This is a genomic window from Sphingomonas sp., from assembly GCF_036387595.1.
GTDB lineage: Bacteria > Pseudomonadota > Alphaproteobacteria > Sphingomonadales > Sphingomonadaceae > Sphingomonas.
In genome coordinates this window covers 53,930-78,616 of the sequence record NZ_DASVTL010000033.1, presented here as the reverse complement: position 1 = coordinate 78,616, position 24,687 = coordinate 53,930, and the positions used below count along the sequence as shown (strand labels likewise).

Sequence of the window (24,687 nt, the reverse complement as noted above, 5' to 3'; positions counted from 1 at the left end):
GACGGTGGCGATCGCTTGGTCGGCACGCTCTACGGTGCGGGTGGCTGCCACCGCACTCGCCTTGAGACGGCCGTCCATCTGGGTCACCGACGCGGCGGTCTCCTCCAGCGAAGCAGCGTTGCTCTCGGTACGGCGCGCCAGATCTTCGGAAGCCTGAGCGATCTCGCCGGAGCCGGTGCGGATCGTCGCGGCGCTTTCGCTCACCGCTCCGATCAGTTCGCGCAACTTGCCCAGCGCTTCGTTGAAATTGGTTTTCAGCGCGGCATAGTCGCCGGGGAAATCGGCCTTGATCTGCGTGGTCAGGTCGCCGTCGGACAGTTCGGACAGATGGCTCGCTACCGTCGAGACCACCATGTGCTGCTCGGCATCCGCCTTGGCCTTGGCCTCGTCCGCCGCCTGCTTGGCGATGCCGTTCTCACGGAACACGCGCACCGCCTTGGCCATCGCGCCGACCTCGTCACCGCGATCGGTGCCTTCGACGTCCTTGGCATAGTCGCCGCCGGCGATGTCGCCCATCTGGTGCTGGAGACGCGAAAGCGGGCCGGTGATGCCAAAGCGGGTCACGAACAGGGCCAGGCCGATACCGCCCAGCACGGCGAGTGCCGCCGTCGTCAGCATCGTGGTCGACGTGGAAGCGGTCATGCCGGTCAGCTCGGCGGAACGCTTCGCTCCAACCTCGGTCTGCCCATCCACGAGCACGGCGGTCCGCTCCCTGAGCCTCTTCAAGAGCGTGCTGGCACCGGCGATAGTCGCGCGTGCCTCGTCATTGCGATTTGCCATACCGAGTCGCACAGCCGACTGAACGACCCCGTTCAGCGTCGTCAGGTCCGCCCCGATCACCTTAATCTTGTCGGCCAGGGCGGGTTCGTTCTTGCTGACCTCACCCACCATCTTCATCGCGCCGGCATAGGCGGTCTTCGACAGTTCCGCGCCTTCCTGCGCCTGCGGACTGGCGCCGTCGAAGAAGATCGCCGTGTAGGAACCATAGACCATCTCGATCGCCTGACGGTTGATCCGGGCGACTTTGGTCGTATTGGGCAACGTGATGCTGACCAGCTGGCTGTACTCGGCGTCGGCGGCTAGCATGCTGCGAGAGCCGCTCCAGGCGATATAGCCGGTGATCGCTCCCAGCAACATCAGCAGCGCAATGATCTTCACGGAGATCTTGGTATTCTCTAGCAGCTTCATGAAATAATCTCTCTGAGTGACTTGCGTCCCTCCGGAGGCCGCATGTCATGGATCGGTAGAGATTATTATAGGGCTTACAGCCGCTTAGCGCCGCGGCCGGCGATAATTATCGCCTAAACCGTTCACAACTGGCTATTGATCGAGATCGGCGTCGAGCGATCCCGCCGCGCGACGGTGCCCAGCGCGCCATAGGTCGTGCTTCGCCCGCCCGAGAGACGTTGCGCCTCGGCCGCGATCGCGCCCATCAGCTCGTCACATAGTGCCATCCGCCGGCGCAGCAGCGCGGCGTTCGCCTCGACCTTGGCAAGCATTATCGGGATCAGTTCGATCAGCCGCGCGGCGGCGGCGGTGTCCGCTCCCTGCACCTCGGCCAACCGAACACCCATCGCCTCGATCGTCCCGACGTGGCGCAGCTTGGCCGCGACCAGGGCTTCCGGCAGCGGCGCCGAAGCGGGATCGCGCAGCCGTTCGTTCTCCTCGTCCAGGATGAGCGAGAGAGAGGTGACCGTCTCGATCAGGTCGTCGATCACCGGATGCCTCCCTGCAACCGGATTATCTGCTCCATGACCGCGGGTGCGAGGCCGATGCCGCCGCGCTGCGCGATCGCGGTGCCGAGCTGTTCGGCCATCACCCCGCGAAACATCGCCTCGCCGTGGCCGCCGCCGAACTGCTCGTCGGTCTCCACCGTCTCCATCATCGTTCGCGTCATCTGACCGATGAACACCGCTTCGAATTTCTTCGCGGTTTCGGCTTCGGTCCCTTTCGGCGCGGCCGCGACCGGCACGGGGGTAGCAGGAACGGCCGGTGTCGGAGTCACGTCCATCATTGCACCTCGATTTCGGCCTGGAGCGCGCCTGCGGTCTTCACGGCCTGGAGTATGGTGATGAGATCGCGCGGAGAGACGCCCAGCGTGTTCAGCCCGCTGACCAGCGATTGCAGCGACGCACCGCCACCGACCATCGCGAGCGAGGCCCCGCCGCCGTCGTCCACCGCGATCTTCGTGCGCGGCAGCACCGCGGTCTGCCCGTCGGACAGCGGGGCGGGCTGCGAGGCTACTGGCGTTTCGTTGATCGTGATGGTCAGCCCGCCCTGGGCGATGGCGACCGGGCTGATGCGCACGTCGGCGCTCATCACGACGGTCCCCGACGCTTCGTTGATGACGATGCGGGCGACCTGATCGACGACGATGGGCAGGTTCTCGACCTCGCCCAGCAGATCGACGACATCGCCCTTGAAGCTGGCCGCAGGTGCGATCTCGACGGTTCCGGGATCGAGGACGGTCGCGGTGCCCGCATACCGTCCGTTGATCGCGGTCGCGATGTGGCGCGCGGTAGTGAAATCCGGATTCTTGAGCGCCAGCTTCAGGCTGGTCGAGGACCGCAGCACGAACGGCACCTCGCGCTCGACGATCGCGCCGCCCGCGATCCGCGCCGAGGTTGCGACCCCGCGGCTGACGCTGGCCCCCGCTCCCGTGGCCTTGAACCCGGACACCGCCAGCGGTCCTTGCGCCACCGCATAGATTTGGCCGTCGAGCGCACGCAGCGAGGACACCAGCAAGGTGCCGCCCTGGAGACTGGTGGAATCGCCAAGCGCGGAGACCTGTACGTCGATGGTGGAACCGGCCCGCGCGAACGCGGGCATCGTCGCGGTGACCGAGACGGCCGCGACGTTGGCAGGCTTCATCTGCACGTCGCGGACGTTGACGCCCATCCGCTCGAGCATCGCCTGAAGCGTCTCCTCGGTGAACGGGGAGTTGCGCGTCTTGTCGCCCGTGCCCGCCAGTCCCACGACGAGACCATAACCGACGAGCTGGTTGGAGCGGACGTTCTGAACATCGACGATGTCCTTCACCCGCGGCGCAGCGGCAGCGGGCTGGACGCCCGCTAATGCAAGAATGGCGGTCGCGAGAAGCGCGAGGAGCGGACGACAACGCATACGCGTATCCCGAATGAATGGACTGACCGTGCCATTATAGGATAGAAGCGAGAGGCATCTTGGCGCGGAGGCGGGTAAATGCGTATCGACGGCCCCGGCCCCGTGCTTCCGGCGGCGTTGCTCGCGTCACTGGCGAAGGGCGCGCGATTTGCAGCGGAACCCGAGAAGCGTGCCGCAGAAGTGCCGGCCGCGGCGACCCAGGCGGCGCCCAACCCCGCAACCTCGATGCAGATGCTGGTGGCACTTGCCTCCATCGACCCGGGCCAGGAGAAGCGGCGCAAGCAGGCGACGGATGCGTCGCGCGGGTTGAGCGTCCTGGAACGGCTGCGCGACGATCTGGCGATCGGCGCGGTCTCGCCCGAACGGCTGCACGACCTGGCGGCCTGGGCCGACGGCTTCACCCCGCCAGACGATCCGGTGCTGGCCGATATCGGCCGCGAGATCGAACTGCGGGTGCGCGTGGAATTGGCAAAGCTGGATATGCAGGCCTAAAATCTACCGCCGCCGTTTCGCCAGGCGCATCACGTATCCGATGATCTCAGCCACCGCGGCGTAATGTTCGGCAGGGATCGGCCGGTCGATCTCGACCGAGGCGTAGAGCGCGCGGGCCAGCGGACGGTTCTCGATGATCGGCACGCCGGCCGCGGTCGCGATTTCCCTGATCTTGAGCGCAATCGTGTCGAGACCCTTCGCGACGACGATCGGCGCGCCCATCTTGCCGTGGTCGTATTTCAGCGCGATGGCATAATGCGTCGGGTTGGTGATGATGACGCTGGCATCGGGCACCGCGGCCATCATCCGCCGTTTTGCACGCTGCATCGCGATCTGGCGGATTTTCGCCTTGATCTTGGGATCGCCTTCGCTGTCCTTGTGCTCGTCCTTGATCTCCTGAAGCGACATCTTCATCTTGGCCAGCCACTGCCGCCGCTGATAGATCAGGTCGAACAACGCGATCGCCCCGACCGGCACCGTCACCACGGTGACCAGCTTGCTGACCAGTCCACCCGCCGCGGCGCCTACGTCGGCGACATCTGCGCCGACCAGCGCTTCGAGCGCGATCGCCTTCGGCCACAATACCCACGTCGCGACGCCCAGGATGACCGCCAGCTTGGCCAGCGTCTTGGCGAATTCGACGAACGCGCGCATGCCGAATATCCGCTTGGCACCTGCCATCGGCGACAATTTGTCCCACTTGGGTGCCACCCGGGACCACACGAACGCCGGGCGCCCCTGCATCAGCCCGCCGAGTATCGCGAACGCCATCAATGTGCCGAACAGCGGCGCGAAGACGATCGCCGTCTGGGCGAACAGGCCGGTGGTGACGCTCTGCGCCCCGTCCGGGCCGAGCGCGATGTCGTCGGCACTGCCCCAAAGCCGTACTAGCATCGTGCCGAGCCGCGCAAAGGCGTCGACACCCATCCCGCCGATCACCACCAGCATCGCCACGAACATCACGGCATGGCGCATCTCGGGCGCGCTTGCGACGTCGCCCTTCTTGCGCGCATCGTCGAGGCGCTTCTGGGTTGGATCATGCGTCTTCTGGTCGTTCTCAGCCACGGCTCAGCCCCATCCCGCCTGTACCCAGCCGCTCATCGCCGCGGCGAAGGCCGTCAGCATCGCACCCGCCAGCGTCGCGAACAGGGCCAGCCCGAACAGCAGATTGAGTGGCTGGGCGATGAAGAAGATCTGGATGGCCGGTGCCAGTCGCGCCGAGAGGCCCAACGCGACGTTGAACACGATCCCGTAAACGATCATCGGCGCGGCCAGGCTCACGCCCAAGGTCAGCGAACGCGTCGCGGTGCGGATCGCCAGTTCGGCAAAATCGCCTGCGGCGGGCAGTGTGCCCACGGGGAAGGTCGCATAGGAGCGGACGATCGCCGCGATCCAGGAATGATGGACCAGCATCGCCATGCACACGACCGCCGCGGCGACGCTGATGACCTTGGCCAGGGCGCTGGTCATGCCGCCTTGCGTGCTGTCGACGACGAGCGAGGACGTCATGCCGATCTGGAGGCTGATGATCGACCCCGCTGTCGCCATCGCCAGGAACATGATGCGCACCAGCAGCCCGAGCCCCAGCCCAGTGAGCGTCTCCACGACGATGATGGCAGGCAGAGCCTCGGTATCGCGGGCCAGCGGCAGCGCATAGGGTGACAGCAGGCCCCAGAGCGCCGCCGTCATCGCGAACGCGATCATCAGGCGAATGCGCTGCGGAATCGCATCCTCGGAAAATACCGGCAACAGCATCAGGATCGCGCCGACCCGCGCAAAGAGGATAAGAAAGGCCGTCGCCTGGATCGGGATGCCCTGCACCGGTTCAGCCCTGGATGATGCGGTCGGCGATGAGGGTCGTGAAATCCGACATGGCGTGACCGATCATCGGCAGCGACATCAGCAGCACGACGCCCATCGCGGCCAGCTTGGGCACGAAGGTGAGCGTCTGCTCCTGAATCTGGGTCAGCGCCTGGACCAGGCTCACCGCAATGCCGACGATCAGCGCGGTCATCAGCAGGGGGCCGCAAACGGTGATAATCACCATCAGCGCGGCGCGGGTGATGTCGACGACGTCGGTGGCGGTCATGTCAGATCTGCATGCGCATGATGTCGCCATAGGCGGCGACCATCCGGTCGCGCACCGCGACGACGGTGTCGAGCGCAGTCTCGGCGGCGCCCATCGCGGTCACCACGTCGATCAGATCGCCCTTGCCCGCGACCTGCTTGACGGAGGCGGCCTCCGCGGCGCGCAGCGATCCGGCCGCATTGCCGACCATCTGTTCGATCATGCCGCCGAACCCGCCCGCACCGCCGGCAGGCGATTTGGCGGCCAGCCCGGCGACGCCCGTTCCCTTGCCGACGCCGAGCGCCCGGCCATAAGCCGTCGCGGCGTCCAAAGCTCCGATCGACATAGTGTCCGCTCCTATTTCAGCAGGTCGAGGGTACGCATCGTCAGCGTCTTGGCCGCTTCGATCGCGTTGAGATTGGCTTCATACGAACGCTGCGCCGCCTTCATGTCGGCGGCCTCGACCAGGGTGTTGACGTTCGACTTCAGCACATAGCCTTGCGCGTTGGCCGCCGGATTGCCGGGTTCGTAGAGTCGCTTGAACTCGCCCTTGTCGCTCTCGATCGACTTGATCTTCACACCGTTGGTGCCGGTGGCGCGGTCGACCTGCGACTGGAAGCTGGGGACGCGGCGGCGATACGGATCCCCGCCCGGCGTGGTCGAAACCGAATCCGCATTGGCGATATTCTCCGCGATGATCCGCATCCTGAGGGATTGCGCACGCAACCCCGATGCCGACACCTGCACCGAACCGTCGAGGTCCATGAGCCTGATCTCCGAGACGCGCCACGATCGGCGCTCACTTCTCCCATCATAGGCAAAATGTTCCGGGTCCGGACGGCACCCGGCAATTCTTTCCTATGATGTGTCCAGGAAGGAACCCGAATGTCCGTTCTCGACGACATCACCATCGACATGACCATCGTACTGGGATCGACCAATATCCAGGTCAGGCAGTTGCTGCGCATGAGCCGCGGCGCCACCATCCCGCTGGACTGCGGGCATGACGATCCGACCATGGTCTATGTCAACGGCAAGCTGGTCGCCAAGGGCCGCGTGCTGGTCAACGAGGACCAGATGTCGCTGGAGGTGACCGAAGTCATGCGTCGGGACCGGCCATAATGGAGCTTGTTTCGCTGCTGCGTTCGCTGGGCGGGCTGGGCATCGTGCTCGGCCTGCTCGCCGCGGCACTATGGGCGGTGCGCCGGTACGACATCGCCCTGCCCGGTCGCGTCGGCGTGAAGACCTCCCGCCGGCTCGAACTGGTCGAGCGGGTGCAGCTCGACTCGCGCCGGTCGGTCATCCTGGTGCGCCGCGACGACCGCGAGCATCTGTTCGTGCTGATGCCCGATCGCGCGACCGTGCTGGAAACGCGCATCCTTCGCGACGACGAATGCGCGCAAGCCCTGGAGTCGAACCCGCGCGACATGGTGCTGTGCGCAACGCTAGAAGAGGAATGGTATCGTGGCTAAATGGCTGCGAGCCGCCCTGGCACTCGGCCTTCTGATAGCGCCGACCGCCGCCTTCGCGCAGAGCGCCACGGTTCAGTTCGGCGACGGAACGATGTCGGGCAAGGCCATCCAGCTCATCATGCTGCTGACGGTGCTGAGCCTCGCGCCCGGCATCCTGATGACCGTCACCTCGTTCACCCGCATCGTCGTCGCGCTGTCGCTGCTGCGTTCGGGACTGGGCGCACAGGGCGTTCCGCCGAACCCGGTCATCATCAGCCTGGCGCTGTTCCTCTCGTTCTTCGTCATGGCGCCGACCTTCGAACAGGCTTGGAAGGGCGGGGTTCAGCCCTATACCGCGGGCAAGATCACCGATGCGCAGGCGTTCTCGCAGACGACCGAGCCATTTCGCCGATTCATGCTGACCCAGGTGCGCGACGACGATCTGGGGCTGTTCACCCAGCTGGCGAAGGCACCGCCTGCGGCGCGCGCGGAAACGCCCTTGTCGACGCTGATGCCCGCGTTCATGATTTCCGAACTGCGCCGATCTTTCGAGATCGGCTTCCTGCTGCTGCTCCCGTTTCTGGTCATCGACCTGGCGGTTGCCGCGGTGCTGATGGCGATGGGCATGATGATGCTGCCGCCACCGACGATCTCGCTGCCGTGCAAGATCATCTTCTTCGTGCTGGTGGACGGCTGGGCGCTGGTCGCGGGATCGCTGGTGAAGAGTTTCGGCACGGGGGGATGATCCCCCCGCCAACCTCGTTTGTCAGCCCCCGTTGGCGTCCTGCAACCCCGCGATGATCGAACGATTGACGTCGATCAGCGCGTCGATCTCGTCGCGGCCGGCGGCAACGTCGCTGGTATAGCGATCTACCCATAGCCCCAGCGATATGATCGACGCACGCAAGGCGTCCGGCAGCTGATTGCCACGCGCGGCGCAGGCGGCGGAAAAGGCGCTCCACACTTCGCGATTGCGAAACAGCACCGGGGTCAGCGGCACGCCCTTTAACCCCATGTCGCGCGCCTCGATCATGTCGCCCGTGATCTGGCGCATCAACCTGGCCTCGGTGGCGCGAGGGCTTTCGGTGATGGTGCGGGCACGCTGGTACGCGATCAGGGACATGGCAGCTCCGTTGGCAGAACAGCACCATTCTAGGACGCCGCCGCAGCCGCGCGCGCCGATCGCCACCTATAAAGATACAAGTGTCCCGCGCCGGGACGAAAGGAGACGCTGAAGATCATGCCCCAGACTATCCTGGATCGGACTATCCTGGATCGGACGATCCTGGCCCACCAGCTTCCCGGCGCGATCGACGAGGGGGTCGATGTCGCGATGCTGTCGCTCGACTGTTTCGATACTTTGCTGTGGCGCGACACCCACGCCCCGCACGATCTCTTCGCGCTTTTGGAGGAGGTGACCCCGGCGCAGCGCAGTCTTGCCGAGCAGAACGCCCGCAAGAGCCGGATGCTCGCGCATGGCAAATCGGGCGAGACGACGCTGCGCGAGATCTACAATCATCTGCTGCCCAAGGCCGACAGCGCGACCATCGAGACGTTCGTCGGACGTGAACTGGCCGTCGAGGCGAGACATTGTTTCGCCTTCGGCCCGACGGTCGCGCTCATGCGCGAGGCGAAGGATCGCGGCATGCGCGTCGTGATCGTCAGCGACACCTACCTGGAACGCGATCAGCTCGCATGGCTGATCCGCACGGCAGCGGGCGATGATGTCGCCGATCTGATCGACGCGATCTACTGCTCCTGCGAACATCGCAAGGCCAAAAGCGAAGGGCTGTTCGATGCCGTGATCCGTGAGGCTCGCGTTCCCACGCGCCATATTCTCCACATCGGCGACAACCCGGTCGCCGATCTTGCGGCAGCGACGCGTCATGGGCTGCAAGCGCGTCACCTCGTGCAATTCACGGGCACCAGCGTGCAGCGCCTCCGCCAGGAAGCCGCCGCCGGCGCGATGCTGTGCGACGGCGACGCCGCATTCCAGACGCACCGCGCCACGCTGGCTTTGGGCGAGCCGCAGATCGGTGACGAGGCCGAGGCAATGGGCTTTGCGACCCTCGGTCCCGTGCTGACAGGGTTCGCCCATTGGTTGCGCGACGAAGCCGCAGCGCTTGCCGCGACCCGCCCGGGGGCGGTGCACATGCTCTTTCTGCTGCGCGATGGCTATCTGCCACAGCGGGCGTTCGAGGCAGCGGTGCCGGGCGTCGTCACTCACGCGGTCGAAATCAGCCGCTTCACCTCCACTGCGGCCAGCCTGCACGATGCAGCGGCGATCCGGCGGTACGTCCTCGACAATCTCGACGACCGGTCTGGGACTGCATTCCTCCGCCAGCTGCTGCTGAAGGACGACGAGATCGGCCGACTGCTGGGCGGCCTGCCCACCCGCGGCCGGGCACAGGCACTCGCGCAGCGCCTCGCGGCAGACCGGTGGACGACGCGGATCGTCGCGCGCAGCAAGGACTTCGCTGATCGGATGATCGCATATCTGCGCGCGATGGTCGATCCCAGGCCGGGCGATACGCTGATGCTCGTCGACCTCGGCTATAACGGCAGCGTTCAGAACTGCATCGATCCGCTGCTCGGCGACGCGTTCGGGGTCCACATCGCCGGACGTTACCTGATGCTGTCCGAAACGCTGCCCAGCACCTTCGACAAGCGCGGCATGATCGACGAGCGAAGCCATGACCTACAGGCGCGCGCTGCCCTGATGGGGTCGATTGCCGTGCTGGAACAGCTTTGCACGGTAACGCAAGGGTCGGTGGTGGACTACGATCCGGTCGGGATCCCGGTTCGTGCTGCGATCGGCATCAAGGCGCGGCAGAGCGACGTGCGCGAGCGCATCCAGACAGGATGCGTGCGATTTGCGCGGGAGAGCGACGACGCGGTGATCCGCAGGACCACGCCGGCTGCAATCCACCAGAGCGCCGCAGCCGCCGCGCTTGCGCGGCTGCTCTTCCTGCCATTACCTTACGAGTTGGCGCTGCTGGCGCGGTTCGAACATGACGTCAACCTGGGCACCGACGCCACCGTCAGCCTGTTCGATCCGACGATCGCCGCACGCGGCCTGCGCGAACGGGGCCTGTTCTATATGAAGGGCGCGGAGCGGATGTATCTGCCCGCCGAATTGCGGGGTCAGGGACTGCCGACCAGCCTTGCGCTGCTCGCCCAGCGCCGGTTCGGCCTCGACCTGCGCTACGCCGACTTCTGCGATCGGGAGATCGCGCTGCCGCTACTCGTCGTCGACGGACGCGACGCCTTCACCGACACGGTCAGCGCGATGCCGACCCACGACGGCTATCATGTCGCCGCGATCCCCGTCGGCGAGAGCCGCTATTCCATCGGCGTGCAATTCGGGCGCCTGTACGAATGGCTGCAGATCGACAGCGCACGGTTCCTGCCGGTCACCGATTTTCTCGCCGGCGAGGCCGATCCCAAGACCCGGACCTTTCCCGCGCTGCCGTCGTGCGAGGGGATGGAGCAGGTCGCGCCCCATATCTTCCAGTGCGCGGACGAAAATGGCTTCCTGATGATTCCGCCACCGACCGAGGCACCATCCGGCGTGCCGATGATGCTCGCCATCGTATTCCGCCCGCTCGTAGAGCGTGAAGCGGCAGATACGATCGCGCCTTCTCCGGTCTCCCACCTGATCGAGGCTCACCAGTGACCGATTTGCTGATCCACTCCATGTCCGAATTCGCCGACATCATCCTCGGCTGCCTGACGGCCGCTGACGCACGCGAAATCGTCGAGGTCGGCGCGGAATTCGGTGGCATGTCCCAGCATCTGGCCGACCACGCCGGCCAGCGCGGCGGCAAGCTGACCAGCATCGATCCTGCGCCCAAGCCGGCATTCCTGGATTGGGTCGCGACCGCAGATCACGTCCGCCATTTGGCCCAGCCCAGCCTGGAGGCGATGCCTGGTCTCGCCGATGTCGATGCCTGGGTGATCGACGGCGATCACAATTACTACACGGTCGCGCACGAACTCGCGATCGCGGATCAATTGAGCCGGCGCGACGGCAAGCCGCTGCTGGCGTTCCTGCACGATGTCAGCTGGCCCTGCGCGCGGCGGGACACGTATTACGCTCCAGACCGCATACCCGCCGAATGGTGCCAGCCATATAGCTTCGAAGGCGGCATGACGCTCGACAGCGCAGACCTGATTCCCGGACGCGGCTTTCGCGGGGGCGGTCAATTTGCCGCCGCGCTGCATGAAGGCGGGCCGCGCAACGGCGTGCTGACCGCGGTCGAGGATTTCCTGGCCAGCGCACACGAGGAAGGCCGTGCGCTGAGCTTCGCGTTCGTGCCTGCGGTGTTCGGCCTCGGTGTCGTGTTCGCAAGCGACGCGCCCTGGAGCGCGGCGGTGACCGATCTTCTGCGCCCGTTCCACGACAATCCCCTGCTCACCCGAATGGAGGAGAACCGGCTCCGCAATTACCTGGCGGTGATCGACTGGCAGGACCGGACGAACGCAGAGGCGCAGAAGGCCGCATAATAGCCGCGCCCTTCGCCCGCCGGCCCGCTGCGCATCCTATAATCTCAAGACGCATCGTCGTTAATCGGAAGCACCGCTCCACACCATGATCAACGGTATCGGCCTCGTCGTCATCCTTGCTTGCGTGTTCGGCAGTTTCATCTGGTCGGGCGGCAAGATGGACATCGTGCTGCACGCGTTGCCGCACGAGATGCTGGCGATCGCCGGCGCCGCTTTCGGCGCGTTCCTCGTTTCCAATTCGATGCTGAACGTGAAGCTGGCGGGCAAGGGGCTGATCCGCTCCTTCAAGGGCGGGCGCTGGAAGGATAGCGACTACCGCGATCTGCTCACCCTGCTCTACGCGCTGCTGTCCACTTTCAAAAAGGGTGGACCGACCGCGATCGAACCGCATCTCGACGTGCCCAAGGACAGCCCGATCTTCTCGCGCTACCCGCGCCTGATCGCGGATCATCACCTGAGCGACTTCATCTGCGACTATCTGCGGATGATGACCGTCAGCTTCGAGGATCCGCACCAGATCGCCGAGGCGATGGATAACGATATCGAGAAGCACCATCACGAGGAACTGGCCCCGCAGCACGCGTTGCAGCAGGTCGCCGACGGCCTGCCCGCGATCGGCATCGTCGCTGCGGTGCTCGGCGTCATCAAGACCATGGGCTCGATCGACCAGCCGACCGAAGTGCTCGGCGCGATGATCGGTGGCGCCCTGGTCGGCACGTTCCTGGGCGTGATGCTCGCATACTGCCTGGTCGGCCCGCTCGCCGCCAAGCTGCTCGAAACCGTCGATTCCGACAGCAAGACCTTCTTCGTCGTGAAGGCCGCGATCGTCGGTCATGCGCAGGGGCTTCCGACACAGGTCGCGATCGAGATCGCGCGGCGGATGACACCGTCGTCCAAGGCCCCTTCCTTCCAGCAACTCGAGACCGCACTCGAAGAGGCGAAAAATGACCTTAACGCTCTCCCCGTCTGACCCGGCGCCCGATGCCACCGCGGCCGAAGACCGCGCGCTGCAACTCCCCGCGAACTGCACCACGGTGAAGGCGGAGGACTTCCGCGTGCGGCTCGTGCTCGCCGCCGATTTTCAGGACGCGACCGAGATCGACGCCTCGGAGGTCGAGAGCATTGGCCAGGCGACGTTGCAGCTGCTCGTCGCCGCCAAGATCGAGGCGGAGGCCAATCACCAGCGCTTCGCAATCGTCAATCCCAGCCCGGCCTTCGTCGCCCGCGTCGAAGGCTGCCGTCTCGCCGAAGCGATCGGCCTCGAACTTCCGAAAGGTGCCACCCTGTGAGCAAGACCATCCTTACCGTAGACGATTCGGCGAGCATGCGCATGCTCTTGAAAGCGTCGCTGACCGCGCAGGGGTTCAGCATCGAGGCGGCCAACGACGGGCGCCACGGGCTGGAGCGGATGCAGGAGGTCAAGCCCGACCTGCTCATCACCGACATCAACATGCCCGAGATGGACGGCTTCGAACTGATCGAGGCGGTGCGTGCGCAGCCCGAGTTCCGCGGCACGCCGATCCTGGTGCTGTCGACCGAATTCTCTGACGAGAAGAAGAAGCGGGCGCGTGATGCCGGTGCGACCGGCTGGATCACCAAGCCCTTCGATGCCGTCAAGCTGGGGACGGCGATCCGCCGCGTCTGCCCGTGAGCGACGATCTCGACGACATCCAGGCGATCTTCTTCGAAGAATGCGCCGAAGGGCTGGCCACCGCCGAGTCCGGGCTGTCGCAGATGGCCGCGGGCGACGTGTCGGCAAAGGTCATCGCGGGCGTCTTCCGCGCGGTTCATTCGATCAAGGGCGGCGCCGGCGCGTTCGGCCATGCCGCGCTGACGGCCTTCTCGCACCGGTTCGAAAACGTGCTGGACGAGGTGCGCGCCGGACGGATCGAACCGACGCCCGGGGTCACCAAGGTGATGCTGTCGGCGTTCGACGTCCTCGCGGACCATGTCGCTGCGGCACAGGGGACGGCTGCGATCCCGAACGACTCAGTGGTCGTCGCCGCGCTCGAACGAATTTTGGCCGAAGGCGGCGCCCCCGATGCAGCGCCGGTCACGGCGTCTGTCGCGGTCGCCCCACCCGCGCCTGAGCCGGAGGCGGATCCGTTCGGCTTCGAACCCGTCGCCGCGTTCGACCTTCTGGAGGACGCGCTGGATCCGTTCGGATTCGAACCGGTAGTGGTCGCCCTCGACGATCTCGACGGCGGTGGTCCGGGAGACTGGACCGTCACGTTCGTTCCCTCCGACGCGGCGCTCGCCAACGGCAGCGAACCGCTGCTGATCGTGCGCGAATTGGAGATGCTCGGCGGCAGTATCGTCGCCGCCGACGTGTCGCGCCTGCCGCGCCTGCGCGACCTCGAACCGGAGAACAGCTATATCGGCTGGACGATAAGCATGCCCGGCACGATCGACGAAGCCACGATCGTCGAATGTTTCGATTTCGTCGCGCCCAATTCGATCGTCGATATTGCACGCCACAGCGCGGCGGCACCAATGGTAGACCCGGTTATCGCCGAGGTTGCGCCCCTCCCTGCCCCAGCCCCCGCACCGGCCCTGACATCGGCGCCGGCGCCCGCCCCGGAGCAAACGCCTGCCGCATCGGCACAGGTTCAGGACCACCCGGCCGCTGCACCGGCTCCTGCTCCCGTGCACGCCGACAGTCACCCCGACGTAGGCCGTCCCGATCCGGCCCGCCAGGTCGATCCGGCGCAGCAGACGATCCGGGTCGATCTGGCAAAGCTCGACATGTTGCTCAATTTGGTCGGAGAACTCGTCATCCGTGGCTCGATCCTCGCGGATCGCCTCAGTCCCAAGGACCAGGAACGCGTCGAACTGCCCCAGCTTTCACGCCTCACGCGAGAGATCCAGGACACGGTCATGTCGCTACGCGCCCAACCGATCAAGCAGGCGTTCAGCCGCGTGCCGCGCATGCTGCGCGATCTGTCGGCCGAGACCGGCAAGCAGGTCGTGCTGGAGACAAGCGGCGAGAACACCGAAGTCGACAAGGGCGTGATCGAGAAGATCGGCGATCCGCTGACGCACATGATCCGCAACGCGGTCGATCACGGCGTCGAAAGCGCGGAAAAGCGCCTCGCGGCCGGCAAGCCCGCGGTCGGCACGATCAAGCTGTCGGCCGAACAGAAGGGCGCACGCATCTTCGTGCGCGTGGCCGACGACGGCGGCGGCATCGACCGCGCCCGCGTGCGTGGCAAGGCGATCGAAAAGGGGATCATTGCCGCCGATGCGGTGCTGACCGACGAAGAGATCGATCAGCTGATCTGCGCGCCGGGCTTCTCGACCGCCGAAACCATCTCGAACATTTCGGGGCGCGGTGTCGGCATGGATGTCGTCCGATCCAATGTCGAGGCACTCGGCGGCCGCGTGGAGATCACGTCGGTGCCTGGAAAAGGCACCACGTTCACGATGGTGCTGCCGCTGACGCTGGCCATCCTCGAAGGAATGATCGTGCGGCTGGCGGGCCAACGCTTCGTGCTGCCGCTGGCCAACGTGGTTGAGACGGTGCAGCCCGAACCCGGCCAGGTCCGCCCCACCACCGGGTCCGGCGAAGTGATCGAACTGCGCGGCAATTACCTGCCGGTACGCCGCCTGACCCGCACCTTCGGTTTCGGCGACAACGATGCGCGGCGGCCAGAGGATTCGCTGGTCGTCATCGTCGAGAGCGAGAGCGCGGGCCATGTCGGGCTGATGGTCGATACCCTCGACGACCGGCGCGAAGTCGTCATCAAGAGCCTCGATCGCAACCTCTATCCGATCCGCGGCCTCGGCGGCGCCACGGTGCTCGGCGACGGTTCGATCGCGCTCATCCTCGATATCGAGGCGCTGGTCGGGCCGACCCCGGTCACCATAGCCACACCCGCCCCCTCCCCCGCACCCCTTTCCCTCAAAGGACTGGCAGCATGAGCAGCATCCAAACTCCGGGCGAGCGCAAGATCGTCACCTTTTCGCTGGGTGAGCAGATCTTCGGCATCGACATGGCCTCGCTGATCGAGATCCGCGAATGGGAACCGCCCACGCCGCTGCCGGGCGTCGCGTCGTATATCAAGGGCGTAACCAATCTGCGCGGCACCGTAGTGCCCGTCGTCGGTCTGGCCGAGCGACTGGGCTGGGCGCCGAGCGTGATCCATGCGCGCAGCTGCATCCTAGTCGTGAACATCGCGGGCAAGCAGGCCGGTTTCCTCGTCGACGAAGTCGCCGACATCGTGCTGATCCAGGATGGCGACATCCGGCCCGCACCCGATGTCGAGATCGGCGAACCCAGCGTCATCGCCGGACTGGTGAAGACCCAGACCCGCGCCGGCGAGGGAGCCGCGGCTACCACGCAGGGCGATGGCATCATGGTGCTGCTGCTCGATCTGGACGCGCTGGGCCTCAGCCGCCAGATGGACCTTGCCGCGTGACCACAGCCACCGCGCGTGCACCGTTCGACGCCGCGGCTTCGGGCGGGCCACCGCTCGGCGCCGCCGAGTTCGGCGAGATCGCGGCCATCATGCAAAGCGACGCGCGCATCCACCTGGTGGAGGGCAAGATGACGCTCGTCCACGGCCGCCTGTCGCGGCGGCTGCGCATGCACGGACTCGACAGCTTCAAGGACTATGTCCGCCTGGTCCGCTCCGACGCCGAGGAGCGGGCGGCGATGGTGGTCGCGCTGACCACGAACCACACGCACTTCTTCCGCGAGAATCACCATTTCGAGCATTTCCGCGAAAAAACTATTCCCCAGCTGAAGACGCACGCGCGCAATCGCGCTGTGCGCATCTGGTCCGCGGGCTGTTCGAGCGGAGAAGAGGTCTATTCGATCGCGATGTGCCTGCTCGGCACCGATCGCGCGGCAGCCTCGTGGCTGCGCAACGCCGACATAAAGCTGCTGGCAACCGACCTCGCCCCCCATGTCGTGGAAAGCGTGCGCCGCGCGGTATATCCTACTGCAACGGTCGCACCGATCCCCGAGCCTTACCGTCGCGCGTGGCTGCGTCCCGCAGGCGAGGATTTCGAGATCGCCGCGGAAGCCCGCGCGCTGGTCACGGCGCGGGTGCTCAACCTTTTCGAAGCCTGGCCCATGCGCCAGCTCTACGATGTGATCTTCTGCCGCAACGTCATGATCTATTTCGACGATCGTGCGAAAGCGGAACTGGAACAGCGTTTCGTCGACATGCTGGTCCCCGGCGGCCACCTGTATATCGGCCATTCGGAGCGGCTCGTCGGTCCATCGGCGAACGTGATGACCGGCTGCGGCCAGACGATCTACGTCAAGCAGGGAGGGCACGCCTGATGCGCCCCGTTCGCACCCTCATCGTCGACGACAGCGCTTCGATCCGCGCGGCGCTGGCGCGGATATTGTCGGCCGATCCCGATATTGAGGTCGTCGGCCAGGCGCCCGAACCCAATGTCGCCCGCCAGATGATCAAGGATCTGGAACCCGACGTCATCACGCTCGATGTCGAGATGCCCGGAATGGACGGCTTGTCGTTCCTGGAACGCATCATGCGCCTGCGTCCGATGCCGGTCGTGATGTGCTCGACGCTGACCGCGCGTGGCGCGGCGGTGACGATCGAGGCGCTGCGCTTGGGCGCAGTGGATTGCATCGCCAAGCCTTCGGGCAATGCCGAAGACATGATGCGCAACGCCGCTCTGCTGCGCGCCACCGTGAAGACCGCGGGTCGGTCGGCGGTGCGTCCCACCGCCACGCCGCGCGCACCCGCACCGGCGATGCTCGGCAAGGCGCGCGCCGATGCCGTGATCGCGGTCGGATCGTCCACCGGAGGGGTGGAGGCCTTGTTCTCGCTGCTGACCGCGATGCCGGTGGACTGTCCACCGATCCTGATCGTCCAGCACATGCCGGGCGCCTTTACCGCCAGCTTTGCCGACCGGCTCGACCGGGATTGCCGCATCACCGTCAAGGAAGCACGCGACGGCAGCCCGTTGATGGTCGGAACCGCCTATATTGCACCTGGGGGGGACAATCACATGGAGTTGGCGGGCACGACACCCGGTTGCCTGCGCATCCGCCCCGGCGCGCTGGCCAGCGGCCACCGGCCGTCGGTCGACGTGCTGTTCCGCTCGGTGGCCAAACGCGGCGCCGGCGGGATCGGGGTGATCCTGACGGGCATGGGATCCGACGGCGCCGAAGGGCTGCTGGAAATGCGCCAGGCCGGCGCGCGGACGTTCGGCCAGTCGAAGGAAAGCTGCGTCGTCTACGGCATGCCGGGATCGGCCAATGCCCTGGGCGCAGTGGAACGTGAAATGAGCCTGCTCGCGCTGCCCGAGGCGATCCTCGCGGCGTGCGGCAAGAAAGTGGGAACCTGAACGATGCCCGCCGCATCCCAGATCAAGGTGATGGTTGTCGACGACCAGGCCAGCATGCGCGCGATGATCCGCCGATCCCTCCAGGATCTGGGGTTCAAGGACGTGCGCGACAAGGCCGGGGCGCCTGAGGCGCTCGCGGCGGTCAAGTCGGACCGCGTCCACCTCATCATCTCCGATTACAACATGCCCGACATGGACGGTCTTCAGTTCCTGGAGGCGGTGCGCAAGGACGAGGTGATCGGCAAGACCGTCTTCATCATGCTGACCGGCTCGTCCGACCGCGAGGTCGTGCAGAAGGCCGCCGCGCTCGGCGTCAACAACTACCTGGTCAAGCCCTTCGCGCCCGCGGCGCTCAAGGACAAGATCGAGCGCGTCTTCGGCGCCCTCGCCTGACAATGCGCCGCATGGCCATCATCCAGGGCGAGCAGCTCGCGGTTGCGGTGCCGGACACCGTCATCACGACGCTGCTCGGCAGCTGCATCGCGGTCTGCCTTTACGACCAGGTGGCGCGGGTCGGCGGCATGAACCATTTCCTGCTCGGTCAGCCTGACAAGGGGCAGCAGGTGAGCACGCACGACATGCAGCGTTACGGCGTGCACGCCATGGAATTGCTCATCAACGCGATGATGCAGAAGGGCGCGGCACGGCCGCGGCTGCGCGCACACATCTATGGCGGTGCATCCATCATTGCCGGCCTGGGCGCGATCGGCACCGACAACGCGGAATTCGCCCGCCGCTTCATCGCGACCGAGGGCATCGCCGTCGGACATACCGACGTCGGCGGCACCCGCGCACGCAAGGTCGAATTCCTGGCCTATGAGGGCAAGGCGCGATCGACCTTCGTGGTCGATCCCGTTCCCATCGTAAAGGCGCCCGCGCCGGTCGATGGCGGTGACCTGGAGCTCTTCTGATGTCCTTGAACATGGCAGGCCCGCACATGCTCCAGACCGATCCGTCCTCCGCGTGTCTGCAGGCCGCGATCGCCGTCGAACTGCGCCATATCGCTGCGCTGCTCAATCAACTCGCCGAAGTGCTGGTGGGCGATGAGCATTTCGCACTGCACCACATCGATCAGCTCCAGTCGTTCGACCTCCTCGTGCAATATGCCGACGAGAATGCCAGCGTATTGGACCGGCTAGCGCAGGGGGCCGATCCCCATGCCGCGGTTGCGCGCGTACGGCTCACCGCGATCCAGGATCGACTCGGCGCCGCTTTGGCCAAGGCTGCCTGAGCGATGGCCGCTGCAAACACCCGCCCGATCATCGTCGTCCGCAAGATCAAGAAGATCGCCGGTGGCCATCACGGCGGCGCGTGGAAGGTCGCCTATGCCGATTTCGTCACTGCGATGATGGCCTTCTTCATGCTGCTCTGGCTCATCAGCAACCCCGACAAGCAGCGGCTGAAGGGCCTTGCCGAATATTTCTCGCCGTCTTCGCTGGGGCTTTCGCAAACCAACGATCAGGCGTCGTCCGCCGCGGGCGTCAGCGGCATGCCGGGCGCAGGCGGCCACGGCCGACGTGCGCAATCGACCGCAGCCTCTACGCCCACCGGCCAGCCGAGCACGATCGCGGCGAGTGCGGGCACCGCGCGCGGCGGCACCGCCGACGTTCCCGATGCCTCGCTGCGCGTTCTGGCGCAGGAAATGCGCGTCGCCATCGACAGCCTGCCGCCCGATGAAAACGGCAGTCGCGCGATGCGGGTCGAGGAGAGCCGCGAAGGGCTGCGCATCAGCCTGATGGACACCGCTGCACGCTCGATGTTCAGCGGCGGCACCGCCCAGCTGAACCCGTTCGCGCGCGAGATGCTGGCGCGGGTCGCCAACAAGCTCGCCAAATCCGACGCTTTGATCGCGATCGAAGGCCACACCGACGGCGATGGCCGCGGCACCGGCGACGCCAATTGGCGCCTGTCGAGCGAACGCGCGATCGCGGCGCGCGCGGCCATGATCGCCGCCGGCATGGCACCGGGCCGCTTCTCCGAAATCGTCGCGATGGCCGACACTCGGCCTGTCTATCCCGATCAGCCCGACCGGCCGGAGAACCGCCGCATCACTATCGTCGCGACCGGTGCTGCACCGGCGCTTCCCACCGACGCCAGCTTCCGGTTCTAGCGGCATGAAGAAGATCCTCATGCCCCTCATCATGCTTCTTGCAGGGGCCGCGATCGGCGGGGGCGGCGCCTATGCCACGCTTTCCATTCTAGGCCCCCCCGCCGCAGCAGACGCGCACGCCGCGCCCGCGCCCGTCGAAACCAGCTTCGTGAGCGTCGCCAAGGTGATGGCGCCGCTCGTGCTCGCCGACGGGCGCCTGTCGGGCTATGTCTCCTTCGACGTCGATCTGCAGGTCGCGACGGAAAAGGCGCCCGACGTGACGGCCAAGCTGCCGTTGCTTCTTCACGCCATCAACATGCGCACCTATCGCACGCCGCTGGCCGCTGGGCCGGACGGGATGCTTCCCGACATCGCCGGCCTGCGCAAGGTCGTGATGGCCGCGGCACCCGACGCGTTCGGCCCGGGCATCGTCCGCCGCGTCGCCATCACCCGCGCCGAACCCGCATGACCCAAGAGGATCGATGATGCCGGACAATCCCGTCGAGGACGTGCCGCCGGGCAATGAGGCGGCGATGCAGGAGCATTGGGCCGATCGCGCCGCCCGGCTGACCACCATCCTTATGGTCGGTCGGCTGGTCACGGCACGGGGCGACCACGTCTGCCGCGTCCGCAACATCTCGCCGGGCGGGATGATGATCGAATGCGACGTGCCGATCACGGTGGGCGAGAGCATCCGGGTCGAACTGCGCAACATGAACGTCGTCGAGGCGACGGTACGCTGGACACGCCCGCCGCGGCTGGGGGTGGAATTTGCCCAGCCGGTCGATGTTCCGGACCTGCTTCACGCGCCGCCGGCGCTGACCGATCGTCAGCCGCGCGCGCCGCGCCTGACGGCAACCTGCTCGGTACTGCTCTGGCACCTGGGCCACACGTCCGCGCCGCTGCTGTGCGACCTGTCACAGTCCGGTTGCCGCCTGGCGATGTCCAATCCACCACCGGTCGGCACAGAGGTGAAGATCACCATTTCAGGGCTGCCCGCCCGCCACGCCACCCTGCGCTGGACGCGCGAAGGCGAGGCCGGCTTCGCCTTCCGCGAAATGCTGTCCTTTGCCGAAGTGGCGGCCTGGCAGTGCGATTACGACACGCGCTTCCCGGAGAACCGCCGCAGGGCATGACGAAATGATGCGCGCGCCTTCACAAGCAGGATAACGCCTCCGTCTCCGCCGTCGCTCAGGAACGCTTGGCGGGAGTATCGAGCGAGGGCAAATGCCCCCGCTGCCTCCCCCGCTATCGCAGCTTTTCCACCGCCGCCGCGCGCGGCACGTTGCGCTGCGCAAGGGCCATGGTCAGCGCCGCGGCGCCCTTGGGCGTCATTGCGGCCAGCAGCATCGCGGTCGAGCGTTCACGCATCTTCTGGGCGACGCGCATCTGCACGTCGATGTCGAGCCGTTCCAGCACCAGCGCCGCCGCGGCAGGCTTCATCGCCTGATAGATGCGCGCAAGGTCGTCATATTGATCGCTCGCCGGCGCCGCGCCCGGTGCGGCGGGCTGCCCTGGTTCGGCAGCATTCGCCGGCTGCTGGCGTTGCTCGACGCCGGTCTTCAGCCGCCGTTCGGCGGCGCGGACCGCCTGTTCGCGCAGATCGAGGGTACGACCGCGCTGCGTGGCGGCCCGGTTGCGCGCGCTCACGTCGTCGGCAATCGCGACGCCCAGCCGGCTGCGTGCCTGCGGTTCGCGCGGCGACGCGGCCAGGCCGACGGCGTTGCCGATCGTCGCCACGGCCGCGGACACGGCGGTCAACAGCAGCAGGGAGGGACGCCCGATCATGCCCGCTCCCCTGACCGGCCCTCGGCATGCATACGGCGTGCGGCGTTTGCGGCGTCGGCCATCCGATCGGCGGACGCATTGGCGATGCCGACCATGACCGTAAGTTCGTCGGCAATCGCCTTGGCTTCGGCCAGCGTGCCCGACTGGCGCGTGCAATCGCCCAGCGCCGCCTTCAGCTCGACCAAGACGCCGCGCGCCTGGGTGGTCGAATGGTCGAGCGCCTTGATGATCTCACCGATCGCATCGCCGCGCACGGCCTTCAGCGACCGCATCATCCGCACGCTCTGGACGAGCACCGCGGCGCACAGAATTGCCGTGGCGATGTTGGCGAGCGTCGCGAAGCTCATGATGCGGCCCTTCCGGCGATGTCGTTGGACAGCCTCACCGCGACATGATTGCGGCGCTGCCCGATCTGCGCCTGCCCCAGTTGCACGCCGCCGACGCGCAGGTCGAGCGCTTCTTCGGGGCGCTTGTGAAGGGGGATCGTCTGCCCGACCGCAAAGCCGCGCACCTCGCCGAGGGTCATCTGGGTATCCCCCAGTACGACGTCGACCGACACCTCGGTGCGGCGCAGCTCGGCTGCTATGTGCGCGCCCCAGAGGTTTTCCGGTCCCTGCTTCTCGCCCATGAACCGCTGACCCAGCAGATAGCGCACCGGCTCGATCGTGGCATAGGGCAGCAACACGCTGAAACAGCCGCCGCGCCCGTCCATGTCGACCCGCAAGGTCGCGACCGCACAGATATTGGTCGGGCCGGCGATCGACGCGAAGCGCGGACTCGTCTCGATGCGCTCCAGTTTCATCGTAGCCGAAGTGATCGGCTGCATCGAGGTGGAGAGATCGGTCATGATGAGATCGAACATGCGGCTGACCAGGCTGACTTCGATGCCGGTGAAAGCACGACCGTCGATCATCGGACGCGGCCCGACGTGGCGGCCGCCGAGCAACGCATCGACGACCGAATAGATCAGGCTCGATTCGACTGTGACGAGGCCGTAGTTGCGCCACTCCTCGACCGTGAACACCCCCAGCATCGCGGGCAGGGATACCCGGCTGATGAAATCGCCGAAGCGGATCGAACTTACTTCCTCGATGCTGACGTCGATGGCATCGGACGTGAGGTTGCGCATTGAGGTCGCGAACACACGCACCATGCGGTCGAACACCACCTCCAGCATCGGCAGGCGTTCGTAGCTGATGACGTCGGATTCGACGACCGCGCGCAGGCCGCTGCGCGACTTCGCCGGTCCGCCGATATCGCCGAACAGCGCGTCGATCCCCGCCTGGTCGAGCGCCCCGCCCATGCCGCCACCGGGCGCCGCGGGCGGCTCGGGCAGGTCGAAATCGTCGAGATATTCGAATTCTTCGCTCATTGCTGAACCAGATCCTGGATGAGAACGTCCTTCACCTTGCCTTCGCCGATGGCGTAGCGGGCGCGAAGCAGCAATTCCTCCTTGATGCGGAACACTGCCGCCGATCCCGACAGATCCTCGGGCCGAAGCTCGCGCAGGAACGGCTGGTAGGAATCGAGCAGCACCGGCAGATCGTTCTTCAGCCGGATGAGGTCGGACTTCGGGCCGGGCACCAGCATGAAGCGCACCTTGAGGAAGTGCGGCGCGCCGTCGGGCGAGCGCAGATTGACGAGCAGCGGCGGCACGTCGAGCGGGGCGTGATCGGCGGCCGCATCGCCGCCCTCCCCGCCCTTGCCCTCTTCTGCTGCCGGCTCTTCCTCCGCGGCATGCTCTTCTTCCTTGGCCTCGCCGTGTTCGGCGGCCTTGGCCGGTTCGCCGCCCATCATCATATAGGCGCCACCGCCGCCGCCGAGCAGCAGCACCGCTGCGCCCGCGCCGATCAGGATCAGCTTCTTGCGCTTCGGCTTGGCCTTGGGCGCGGGGGTCTTGCCCTCTTCCGCGTCGCTCTCGTCTTGGCTCGACACCGTTCGATCCCCTTGTGGGCAGCTGCGGTGCGGCAGCTGCGTTTTTCCGGCGGGAGCGTGAACCGGCCCCTGCCCTACCCGCCTATTATAGGACGGTAGCCAGGCAGAATTTGCCTAGCGGCGGCAAGCAAGCGGAAAAAATGGTCAGGGTCGAAAAGCGATGGATATCTCCTCCTACGTATTGCTGAGCCAGGAGCAGGCGCTGCGCCGCAAGCTGGACGTAGCGGCCAACAACATGGCCAACATGAGCACCGCCGGGTTCAAGCGCGAACGCCCGATCTTCCGCGAATATGTGGAACGCGCGACGGAGGCGACTCCCGATCTGACGCGCAACACGTCGTTCGTGCTCGATTACGGCGCGATGCACGACGCGTCCGCGGGCGCGTTCCAGGCGACGGGCAACGCGATGGATTTCATGATCGACGGTCCGGGCTACATCTCGGTCGAGGCGCCGGGGGGCGGCACCGGCTTCACGCGTGCAGGCTTCGTGCGCACCAACGAGGCAGGCGAACTGACTACCGCCGGCGGGCAGCGCATCCTGGGAGAAGGCGGTGCGCCGATCGCGGTTCCCGTCGATCAGATGGCCAATCTGACGATCGGCAAGGACGGCACCGTGCAATCGGGCGAAAACGTATTCGGCCGCATCGCGGTCACCGTCTTCGATGACGAGCGCATGGTCACCCCGCGCGGCGACGGCATGATGAACGGGACCGGCGGGCGCGAACTCGGCGCCGCCGAAACCAGGATCAAGACGGGTGGGATAGAGGGATCGAACGTCGATCCCATCGTCGAGACCACCCAAATGGTCGAGATACTGCGAGCTTACCAGAGCAGCATGAAGATGGCGCAGGATATCGACGACCTGCGCCGCCGTTCACTCGACCGCCTCGGCAAGATGGGCTGAGCAACTT

Annotated in this window: 34 protein-coding genes; 20 read left to right on the top strand and 14 right to left on the bottom strand. The window is 66.2% G+C overall.

Annotated elements, in window-relative coordinates; all coding sequences use genetic code 11:
• From VF643_RS03050 to VF643_RS03035, 4 genes are all read right to left on the bottom strand, one after another.
• Window positions 1-1,188: methyl-accepting chemotaxis protein (locus VF643_RS03050; protein ID WP_331041892.1), on the bottom strand; the 1,188-nt coding region annotated here is incomplete at its 3' end.
• A gap of 122 nt (window positions 1,189-1,310) precedes the next feature.
• Window positions 1,311-1,718 carry a flagellar biosynthesis protein FlgN gene (locus tag VF643_RS03045; protein ID WP_331041891.1) on the bottom strand — a complete coding sequence of 136 codons (408 nt, stop codon included), beginning with the start codon at window positions 1,716-1,718 and terminating at the stop codon, window positions 1,311-1,313.
• Entirely contained in the window at window positions 1,715-2,014 is a 300-nt protein-coding gene (locus VF643_RS03040; protein WP_331041890.1) for a rod-binding protein, read from the bottom strand. The genes VF643_RS03045 and VF643_RS03040 overlap by 4 nt, the downstream gene beginning before the upstream one ends.
• Window positions 2,011-3,123 (bottom strand): flagellar basal body P-ring protein FlgI, encoded by a 1,113-nt coding sequence (locus tag VF643_RS03035; RefSeq protein ID WP_331041889.1) that lies wholly within the window; start codon window positions 3,121-3,123, stop codon window positions 2,011-2,013. Before VF643_RS03035 ends, VF643_RS03040 begins: the two co-directional genes overlap by 4 nt.
• Before the next feature lie 78 nt (window positions 3,124-3,201).
• Here VF643_RS03035 and VF643_RS03030 point away from each other — a divergent pair, with 78 nt between their 5' ends.
• Entirely contained in the window at window positions 3,202-3,615 is a 414-nt protein-coding gene (locus tag VF643_RS03030; RefSeq protein ID WP_331041888.1) for a flagellar assembly protein FliX, read from the top strand.
• Window positions 3,616-3,618: 3 nt separating this feature from the next.
• Here the strand turns inward: VF643_RS03030 and flhB are convergent, their stop codons facing one another.
• The 5 genes from flhB to flgC are packed head-to-tail and all read right to left on the bottom strand — an operon-like array spanning window position 3,619 to window position 6,448.
• Window positions 3,619-4,680: a flagellar biosynthesis protein FlhB gene (gene flhB / locus VF643_RS03025; RefSeq protein ID WP_331041887.1), complete on the bottom strand. Its 1,062-nt coding sequence runs from the start codon at window positions 4,678-4,680 to the stop codon at window positions 3,619-3,621.
• Window positions 4,681-4,683: 3 nt separating this feature from the next.
• Window positions 4,684-5,436 carry a flagellar biosynthetic protein FliR gene (locus VF643_RS03020; protein ID WP_331041886.1) on the bottom strand — a complete coding sequence of 251 codons (753 nt, stop codon included), beginning with the start codon at window positions 5,434-5,436 and terminating at the stop codon, window positions 4,684-4,686.
• A gap of 4 nt (window positions 5,437-5,440) precedes the next feature.
• Window positions 5,441-5,704 carry a flagellar biosynthetic protein FliQ gene (locus VF643_RS03015; RefSeq protein WP_331041885.1) on the bottom strand — a complete coding sequence of 88 codons (264 nt, stop codon included), beginning with the start codon at window positions 5,702-5,704 and terminating at the stop codon, window positions 5,441-5,443.
• 1 nt (window position 5,705) lies between these two features.
• Window positions 5,706-6,029, bottom strand: a complete 324-nt coding sequence (locus VF643_RS03010) for a flagellar hook-basal body complex protein FliE (RefSeq protein ID WP_331041884.1) — start codon at window positions 6,027-6,029, stop codon at window positions 5,706-5,708.
• A gap of 11 nt (window positions 6,030-6,040) precedes the next feature.
• The gene (flgC, locus tag VF643_RS03005; RefSeq protein ID WP_331041883.1) at window positions 6,041-6,448 is read right to left on the bottom strand and encodes a flagellar basal body rod protein FlgC; all 408 of its coding nucleotides are present in this window, start codon (window positions 6,446-6,448) and stop codon (window positions 6,041-6,043) included.
• Window positions 6,449-6,568: 120 nt separating this feature from the next.
• Between flgC and VF643_RS03000 the strand changes: the two genes are divergently transcribed.
• Genes VF643_RS03000 through fliP form a run of 3 tightly spaced genes read left to right on the top strand, consistent with a single transcriptional unit; the run spans window position 6,569 to window position 7,879 of the window.
• Window positions 6,569-6,805, top strand: coding sequence for a FliM/FliN family flagellar motor switch protein (locus VF643_RS03000; RefSeq protein ID WP_331041882.1), 237 nt, complete (start codon window positions 6,569-6,571; stop codon window positions 6,803-6,805).
• Window positions 6,805-7,155 carry a flagellar biosynthetic protein FliO gene (locus VF643_RS02995; protein WP_331041881.1) on the top strand — a complete coding sequence of 117 codons (351 nt, stop codon included), beginning with the start codon at window positions 6,805-6,807 and terminating at the stop codon, window positions 7,153-7,155. The genes VF643_RS03000 and VF643_RS02995 overlap by 1 nt, the downstream gene beginning before the upstream one ends.
• Window positions 7,148-7,879, top strand: a complete 732-nt coding sequence (gene fliP / locus VF643_RS02990; protein WP_331041880.1) for a flagellar type III secretion system pore protein FliP — start codon at window positions 7,148-7,150, stop codon at window positions 7,877-7,879. The genes VF643_RS02995 and fliP overlap by 8 nt, the downstream gene beginning before the upstream one ends.
• Before the next feature lie 21 nt (window positions 7,880-7,900).
• Here the strand turns inward: fliP and VF643_RS02985 are convergent, their stop codons facing one another.
• The gene (locus VF643_RS02985; protein ID WP_331041879.1) at window positions 7,901-8,257 is read right to left on the bottom strand and encodes a flagellar biosynthesis regulator FlaF; all 357 of its coding nucleotides are present in this window, start codon (window positions 8,255-8,257) and stop codon (window positions 7,901-7,903) included.
• Window positions 8,258-8,374: 117 nt separating this feature from the next.
• Between VF643_RS02985 and VF643_RS02980 the strand changes: the two genes are divergently transcribed.
• The 15 genes from VF643_RS02980 (at window position 8,375) to VF643_RS02910 (ending at window position 21,189) form a co-directional block, all read left to right on the top strand.
• The gene (locus tag VF643_RS02980) at window positions 8,375-10,810 is read left to right on the top strand and encodes an HAD family hydrolase (RefSeq protein WP_331041878.1); all 2,436 of its coding nucleotides are present in this window, start codon (window positions 8,375-8,377) and stop codon (window positions 10,808-10,810) included.
• The gene (locus tag VF643_RS02975) at window positions 10,807-11,640 is read left to right on the top strand and encodes a class I SAM-dependent methyltransferase (RefSeq protein WP_331041877.1); all 834 of its coding nucleotides are present in this window, start codon (window positions 10,807-10,809) and stop codon (window positions 11,638-11,640) included. Before VF643_RS02980 ends, VF643_RS02975 begins: the two co-directional genes overlap by 4 nt.
• A gap of 85 nt (window positions 11,641-11,725) precedes the next feature.
• Window positions 11,726-12,610, top strand: coding sequence for a flagellar motor stator protein MotA (gene motA / locus VF643_RS02970; protein ID WP_331041876.1), 885 nt, complete (start codon window positions 11,726-11,728; stop codon window positions 12,608-12,610).
• Window positions 12,585-12,929 carry an STAS domain-containing protein gene (locus VF643_RS02965; protein WP_331041875.1) on the top strand — a complete coding sequence of 115 codons (345 nt, stop codon included), beginning with the start codon at window positions 12,585-12,587 and terminating at the stop codon, window positions 12,927-12,929. The genes motA and VF643_RS02965 overlap by 26 nt, the downstream gene beginning before the upstream one ends.
• Window positions 12,926-13,291 carry a response regulator gene (locus VF643_RS02960; RefSeq protein ID WP_331041874.1) on the top strand — a complete coding sequence of 122 codons (366 nt, stop codon included), beginning with the start codon at window positions 12,926-12,928 and terminating at the stop codon, window positions 13,289-13,291. Before VF643_RS02965 ends, VF643_RS02960 begins: the two co-directional genes overlap by 4 nt.
• A complete protein-coding gene (locus VF643_RS02955) occupies window positions 13,288-15,561 on the top strand; it encodes a chemotaxis protein CheA (RefSeq protein WP_331041873.1) in 2,274 nt (757 codons plus the stop codon). Before VF643_RS02960 ends, VF643_RS02955 begins: the two co-directional genes overlap by 4 nt.
• Window positions 15,558-16,058 (top strand): chemotaxis protein CheW, encoded by a 501-nt coding sequence (locus tag VF643_RS02950; protein ID WP_331041872.1) that lies wholly within the window; start codon window positions 15,558-15,560, stop codon window positions 16,056-16,058. Before VF643_RS02955 ends, VF643_RS02950 begins: the two co-directional genes overlap by 4 nt.
• Window positions 16,055-16,930, top strand: coding sequence for a protein-glutamate O-methyltransferase CheR (locus VF643_RS02945; protein ID WP_331041871.1), 876 nt, complete (start codon window positions 16,055-16,057; stop codon window positions 16,928-16,930). Before VF643_RS02950 ends, VF643_RS02945 begins: the two co-directional genes overlap by 4 nt.
• Window positions 16,930-17,964, top strand: a complete 1,035-nt coding sequence (locus tag VF643_RS02940) for a chemotaxis response regulator protein-glutamate methylesterase (RefSeq protein ID WP_331041870.1) — start codon at window positions 16,930-16,932, stop codon at window positions 17,962-17,964. The genes VF643_RS02945 and VF643_RS02940 overlap by 1 nt, the downstream gene beginning before the upstream one ends.
• A 3-nt stretch (window positions 17,965-17,967) precedes the next feature.
• Complete coding sequence (locus VF643_RS02935; protein WP_331041869.1) at window positions 17,968-18,357, top strand: response regulator; 390 nt, start codon at window positions 17,968-17,970, stop codon at window positions 18,355-18,357.
• A 2-nt stretch (window positions 18,358-18,359) separates the two neighbouring features.
• Complete coding sequence (locus tag VF643_RS02930; protein WP_331041868.1) at window positions 18,360-18,875, top strand: chemotaxis protein CheD; 516 nt, start codon at window positions 18,360-18,362, stop codon at window positions 18,873-18,875.
• Window positions 18,875-19,195 carry a hypothetical protein gene (locus tag VF643_RS02925; RefSeq protein WP_331041867.1) on the top strand — a complete coding sequence of 107 codons (321 nt, stop codon included), beginning with the start codon at window positions 18,875-18,877 and terminating at the stop codon, window positions 19,193-19,195. The genes VF643_RS02930 and VF643_RS02925 overlap by 1 nt, the downstream gene beginning before the upstream one ends.
• 3 nt (window positions 19,196-19,198) lie before the next feature.
• A complete protein-coding gene (locus VF643_RS02920) occupies window positions 19,199-20,074 on the top strand; it encodes a flagellar motor protein MotB (RefSeq protein WP_331041866.1) in 876 nt (291 codons plus the stop codon).
• 4 nt (window positions 20,075-20,078) lie between these two features.
• Window positions 20,079-20,522 carry a hypothetical protein gene (locus VF643_RS02915; protein WP_331041865.1) on the top strand — a complete coding sequence of 148 codons (444 nt, stop codon included), beginning with the start codon at window positions 20,079-20,081 and terminating at the stop codon, window positions 20,520-20,522.
• 13 nt (window positions 20,523-20,535) lie between these two features.
• The gene (locus tag VF643_RS02910) at window positions 20,536-21,189 is read left to right on the top strand and encodes a PilZ domain-containing protein (protein WP_331041864.1); all 654 of its coding nucleotides are present in this window, start codon (window positions 20,536-20,538) and stop codon (window positions 21,187-21,189) included.
• A gap of 112 nt (window positions 21,190-21,301) precedes the next feature.
• Here VF643_RS02910 and VF643_RS02905 read toward each other — a convergent pair whose 3' ends face one another.
• From VF643_RS02905 to VF643_RS02890, 4 genes are read right to left on the bottom strand one after another with little or no spacing between them, the layout of a single operon-like run.
• Window positions 21,302-21,841: a hypothetical protein gene (locus VF643_RS02905; protein ID WP_331041863.1), complete on the bottom strand. Its 540-nt coding sequence runs from the start codon at window positions 21,839-21,841 to the stop codon at window positions 21,302-21,304.
• Window positions 21,838-22,188 (bottom strand): DUF6468 domain-containing protein, encoded by a 351-nt coding sequence (locus tag VF643_RS02900; protein ID WP_331041862.1) that lies wholly within the window; start codon window positions 22,186-22,188, stop codon window positions 21,838-21,840. Before VF643_RS02900 ends, VF643_RS02905 begins: the two co-directional genes overlap by 4 nt.
• A complete protein-coding gene (gene fliM / locus VF643_RS02895) occupies window positions 22,185-23,213 on the bottom strand; it encodes a flagellar motor switch protein FliM (protein WP_331041861.1) in 1,029 nt (342 codons plus the stop codon). The genes VF643_RS02900 and fliM overlap by 4 nt, the downstream gene beginning before the upstream one ends.
• The gene (locus VF643_RS02890; protein WP_331041860.1) at window positions 23,210-23,776 is read right to left on the bottom strand and encodes a flagellar basal body-associated FliL family protein; all 567 of its coding nucleotides are present in this window, start codon (window positions 23,774-23,776) and stop codon (window positions 23,210-23,212) included. The genes fliM and VF643_RS02890 overlap by 4 nt, the downstream gene beginning before the upstream one ends.
• A gap of 160 nt (window positions 23,777-23,936) precedes the next feature.
• Between VF643_RS02890 and VF643_RS02885 the strand changes: the two genes are divergently transcribed.
• A complete protein-coding gene (locus VF643_RS02885; RefSeq protein WP_331041859.1) occupies window positions 23,937-24,680 on the top strand; it encodes a flagellar hook-basal body complex protein in 744 nt (247 codons plus the stop codon).
• Window positions 24,681-24,687: the final 7 nt, after the last annotated feature.

Bases quoted from the DNA above. Each gene is read 5' to 3' on its own strand.
- VF643_RS03035 (WP_331041889.1), bottom strand. From the start codon at position 3,123: ATGCGTTGTCGTCCGCTCCTCGCGCTTCTCGCGACCGCCATTCTTGCA.
- VF643_RS03015 (WP_331041885.1), bottom strand. From the start codon at position 5,704: ATGACCGCCACCGACGTCGTCGACATCACCCGCGCCGCGCTGATGGTG.
- VF643_RS02965 (WP_331041875.1), top strand. From the start codon at position 12,585: ATGACCTTAACGCTCTCCCCGTCTGACCCGGCGCCCGATGCCACCGCG.
- VF643_RS02905 (WP_331041863.1), bottom strand. From the start codon at position 21,841: ATGATCGGGCGTCCCTCCCTGCTGCTGTTGACCGCCGTGTCCGCGGCC.
- flgC (WP_331041883.1), bottom strand. From the start codon at position 6,448: ATGGACCTCGACGGTTCGGTGCAGGTGTCGGCATCGGGGTTGCGTGCG.
- VF643_RS03040 (WP_331041890.1), bottom strand. From the start codon at position 2,014: ATGATGGACGTGACTCCGACACCGGCCGTTCCTGCTACCCCCGTGCCG.
- VF643_RS02940 (WP_331041870.1), top strand. From the start codon at position 16,930: ATGCGCCCCGTTCGCACCCTCATCGTCGACGACAGCGCTTCGATCCGC.
- VF643_RS02910 (WP_331041864.1), top strand. From the start codon at position 20,536: ATGATGCCGGACAATCCCGTCGAGGACGTGCCGCCGGGCAATGAGGCG.
- VF643_RS03000 (WP_331041882.1), top strand. From the start codon at position 6,569: ATGTCCGTTCTCGACGACATCACCATCGACATGACCATCGTACTGGGA.
- VF643_RS02900 (WP_331041862.1), bottom strand. From the start codon at position 22,188: ATGAGCTTCGCGACGCTCGCCAACATCGCCACGGCAATTCTGTGCGCC.
- VF643_RS02925 (WP_331041867.1), top strand. From the start codon at position 18,875: ATGTCCTTGAACATGGCAGGCCCGCACATGCTCCAGACCGATCCGTCC.
- motA (WP_331041876.1), top strand. From the start codon at position 11,726: ATGATCAACGGTATCGGCCTCGTCGTCATCCTTGCTTGCGTGTTCGGC.
- VF643_RS02885 (WP_331041859.1), top strand. From the start codon at position 23,937: ATGGATATCTCCTCCTACGTATTGCTGAGCCAGGAGCAGGCGCTGCGC.
- VF643_RS02995 (WP_331041881.1), top strand. From the start codon at position 6,805: ATGGAGCTTGTTTCGCTGCTGCGTTCGCTGGGCGGGCTGGGCATCGTG.
- VF643_RS03030 (WP_331041888.1), top strand. From the start codon at position 3,202: ATGCGTATCGACGGCCCCGGCCCCGTGCTTCCGGCGGCGTTGCTCGCG.
- fliM (WP_331041861.1), bottom strand. From the start codon at position 23,213: ATGAGCGAAGAATTCGAATATCTCGACGATTTCGACCTGCCCGAGCCG.
- VF643_RS02950 (WP_331041872.1), top strand. From the start codon at position 15,558: ATGAGCAGCATCCAAACTCCGGGCGAGCGCAAGATCGTCACCTTTTCG.
- VF643_RS02980 (WP_331041878.1), top strand. From the start codon at position 8,375: ATGCCCCAGACTATCCTGGATCGGACTATCCTGGATCGGACGATCCTG.
- VF643_RS02915 (WP_331041865.1), top strand. From the start codon at position 20,079: ATGAAGAAGATCCTCATGCCCCTCATCATGCTTCTTGCAGGGGCCGCG.
- VF643_RS03010 (WP_331041884.1), bottom strand. From the start codon at position 6,029: ATGTCGATCGGAGCTTTGGACGCCGCGACGGCTTATGGCCGGGCGCTC.
- VF643_RS02920 (WP_331041866.1), top strand. From the start codon at position 19,199: ATGGCCGCTGCAAACACCCGCCCGATCATCGTCGTCCGCAAGATCAAG.
- VF643_RS02930 (WP_331041868.1), top strand. From the start codon at position 18,360: ATGCGCCGCATGGCCATCATCCAGGGCGAGCAGCTCGCGGTTGCGGTG.
- VF643_RS02985 (WP_331041879.1), bottom strand. From the start codon at position 8,257: ATGTCCCTGATCGCGTACCAGCGTGCCCGCACCATCACCGAAAGCCCT.
- VF643_RS02935 (WP_331041869.1), top strand. From the start codon at position 17,968: ATGCCCGCCGCATCCCAGATCAAGGTGATGGTTGTCGACGACCAGGCC.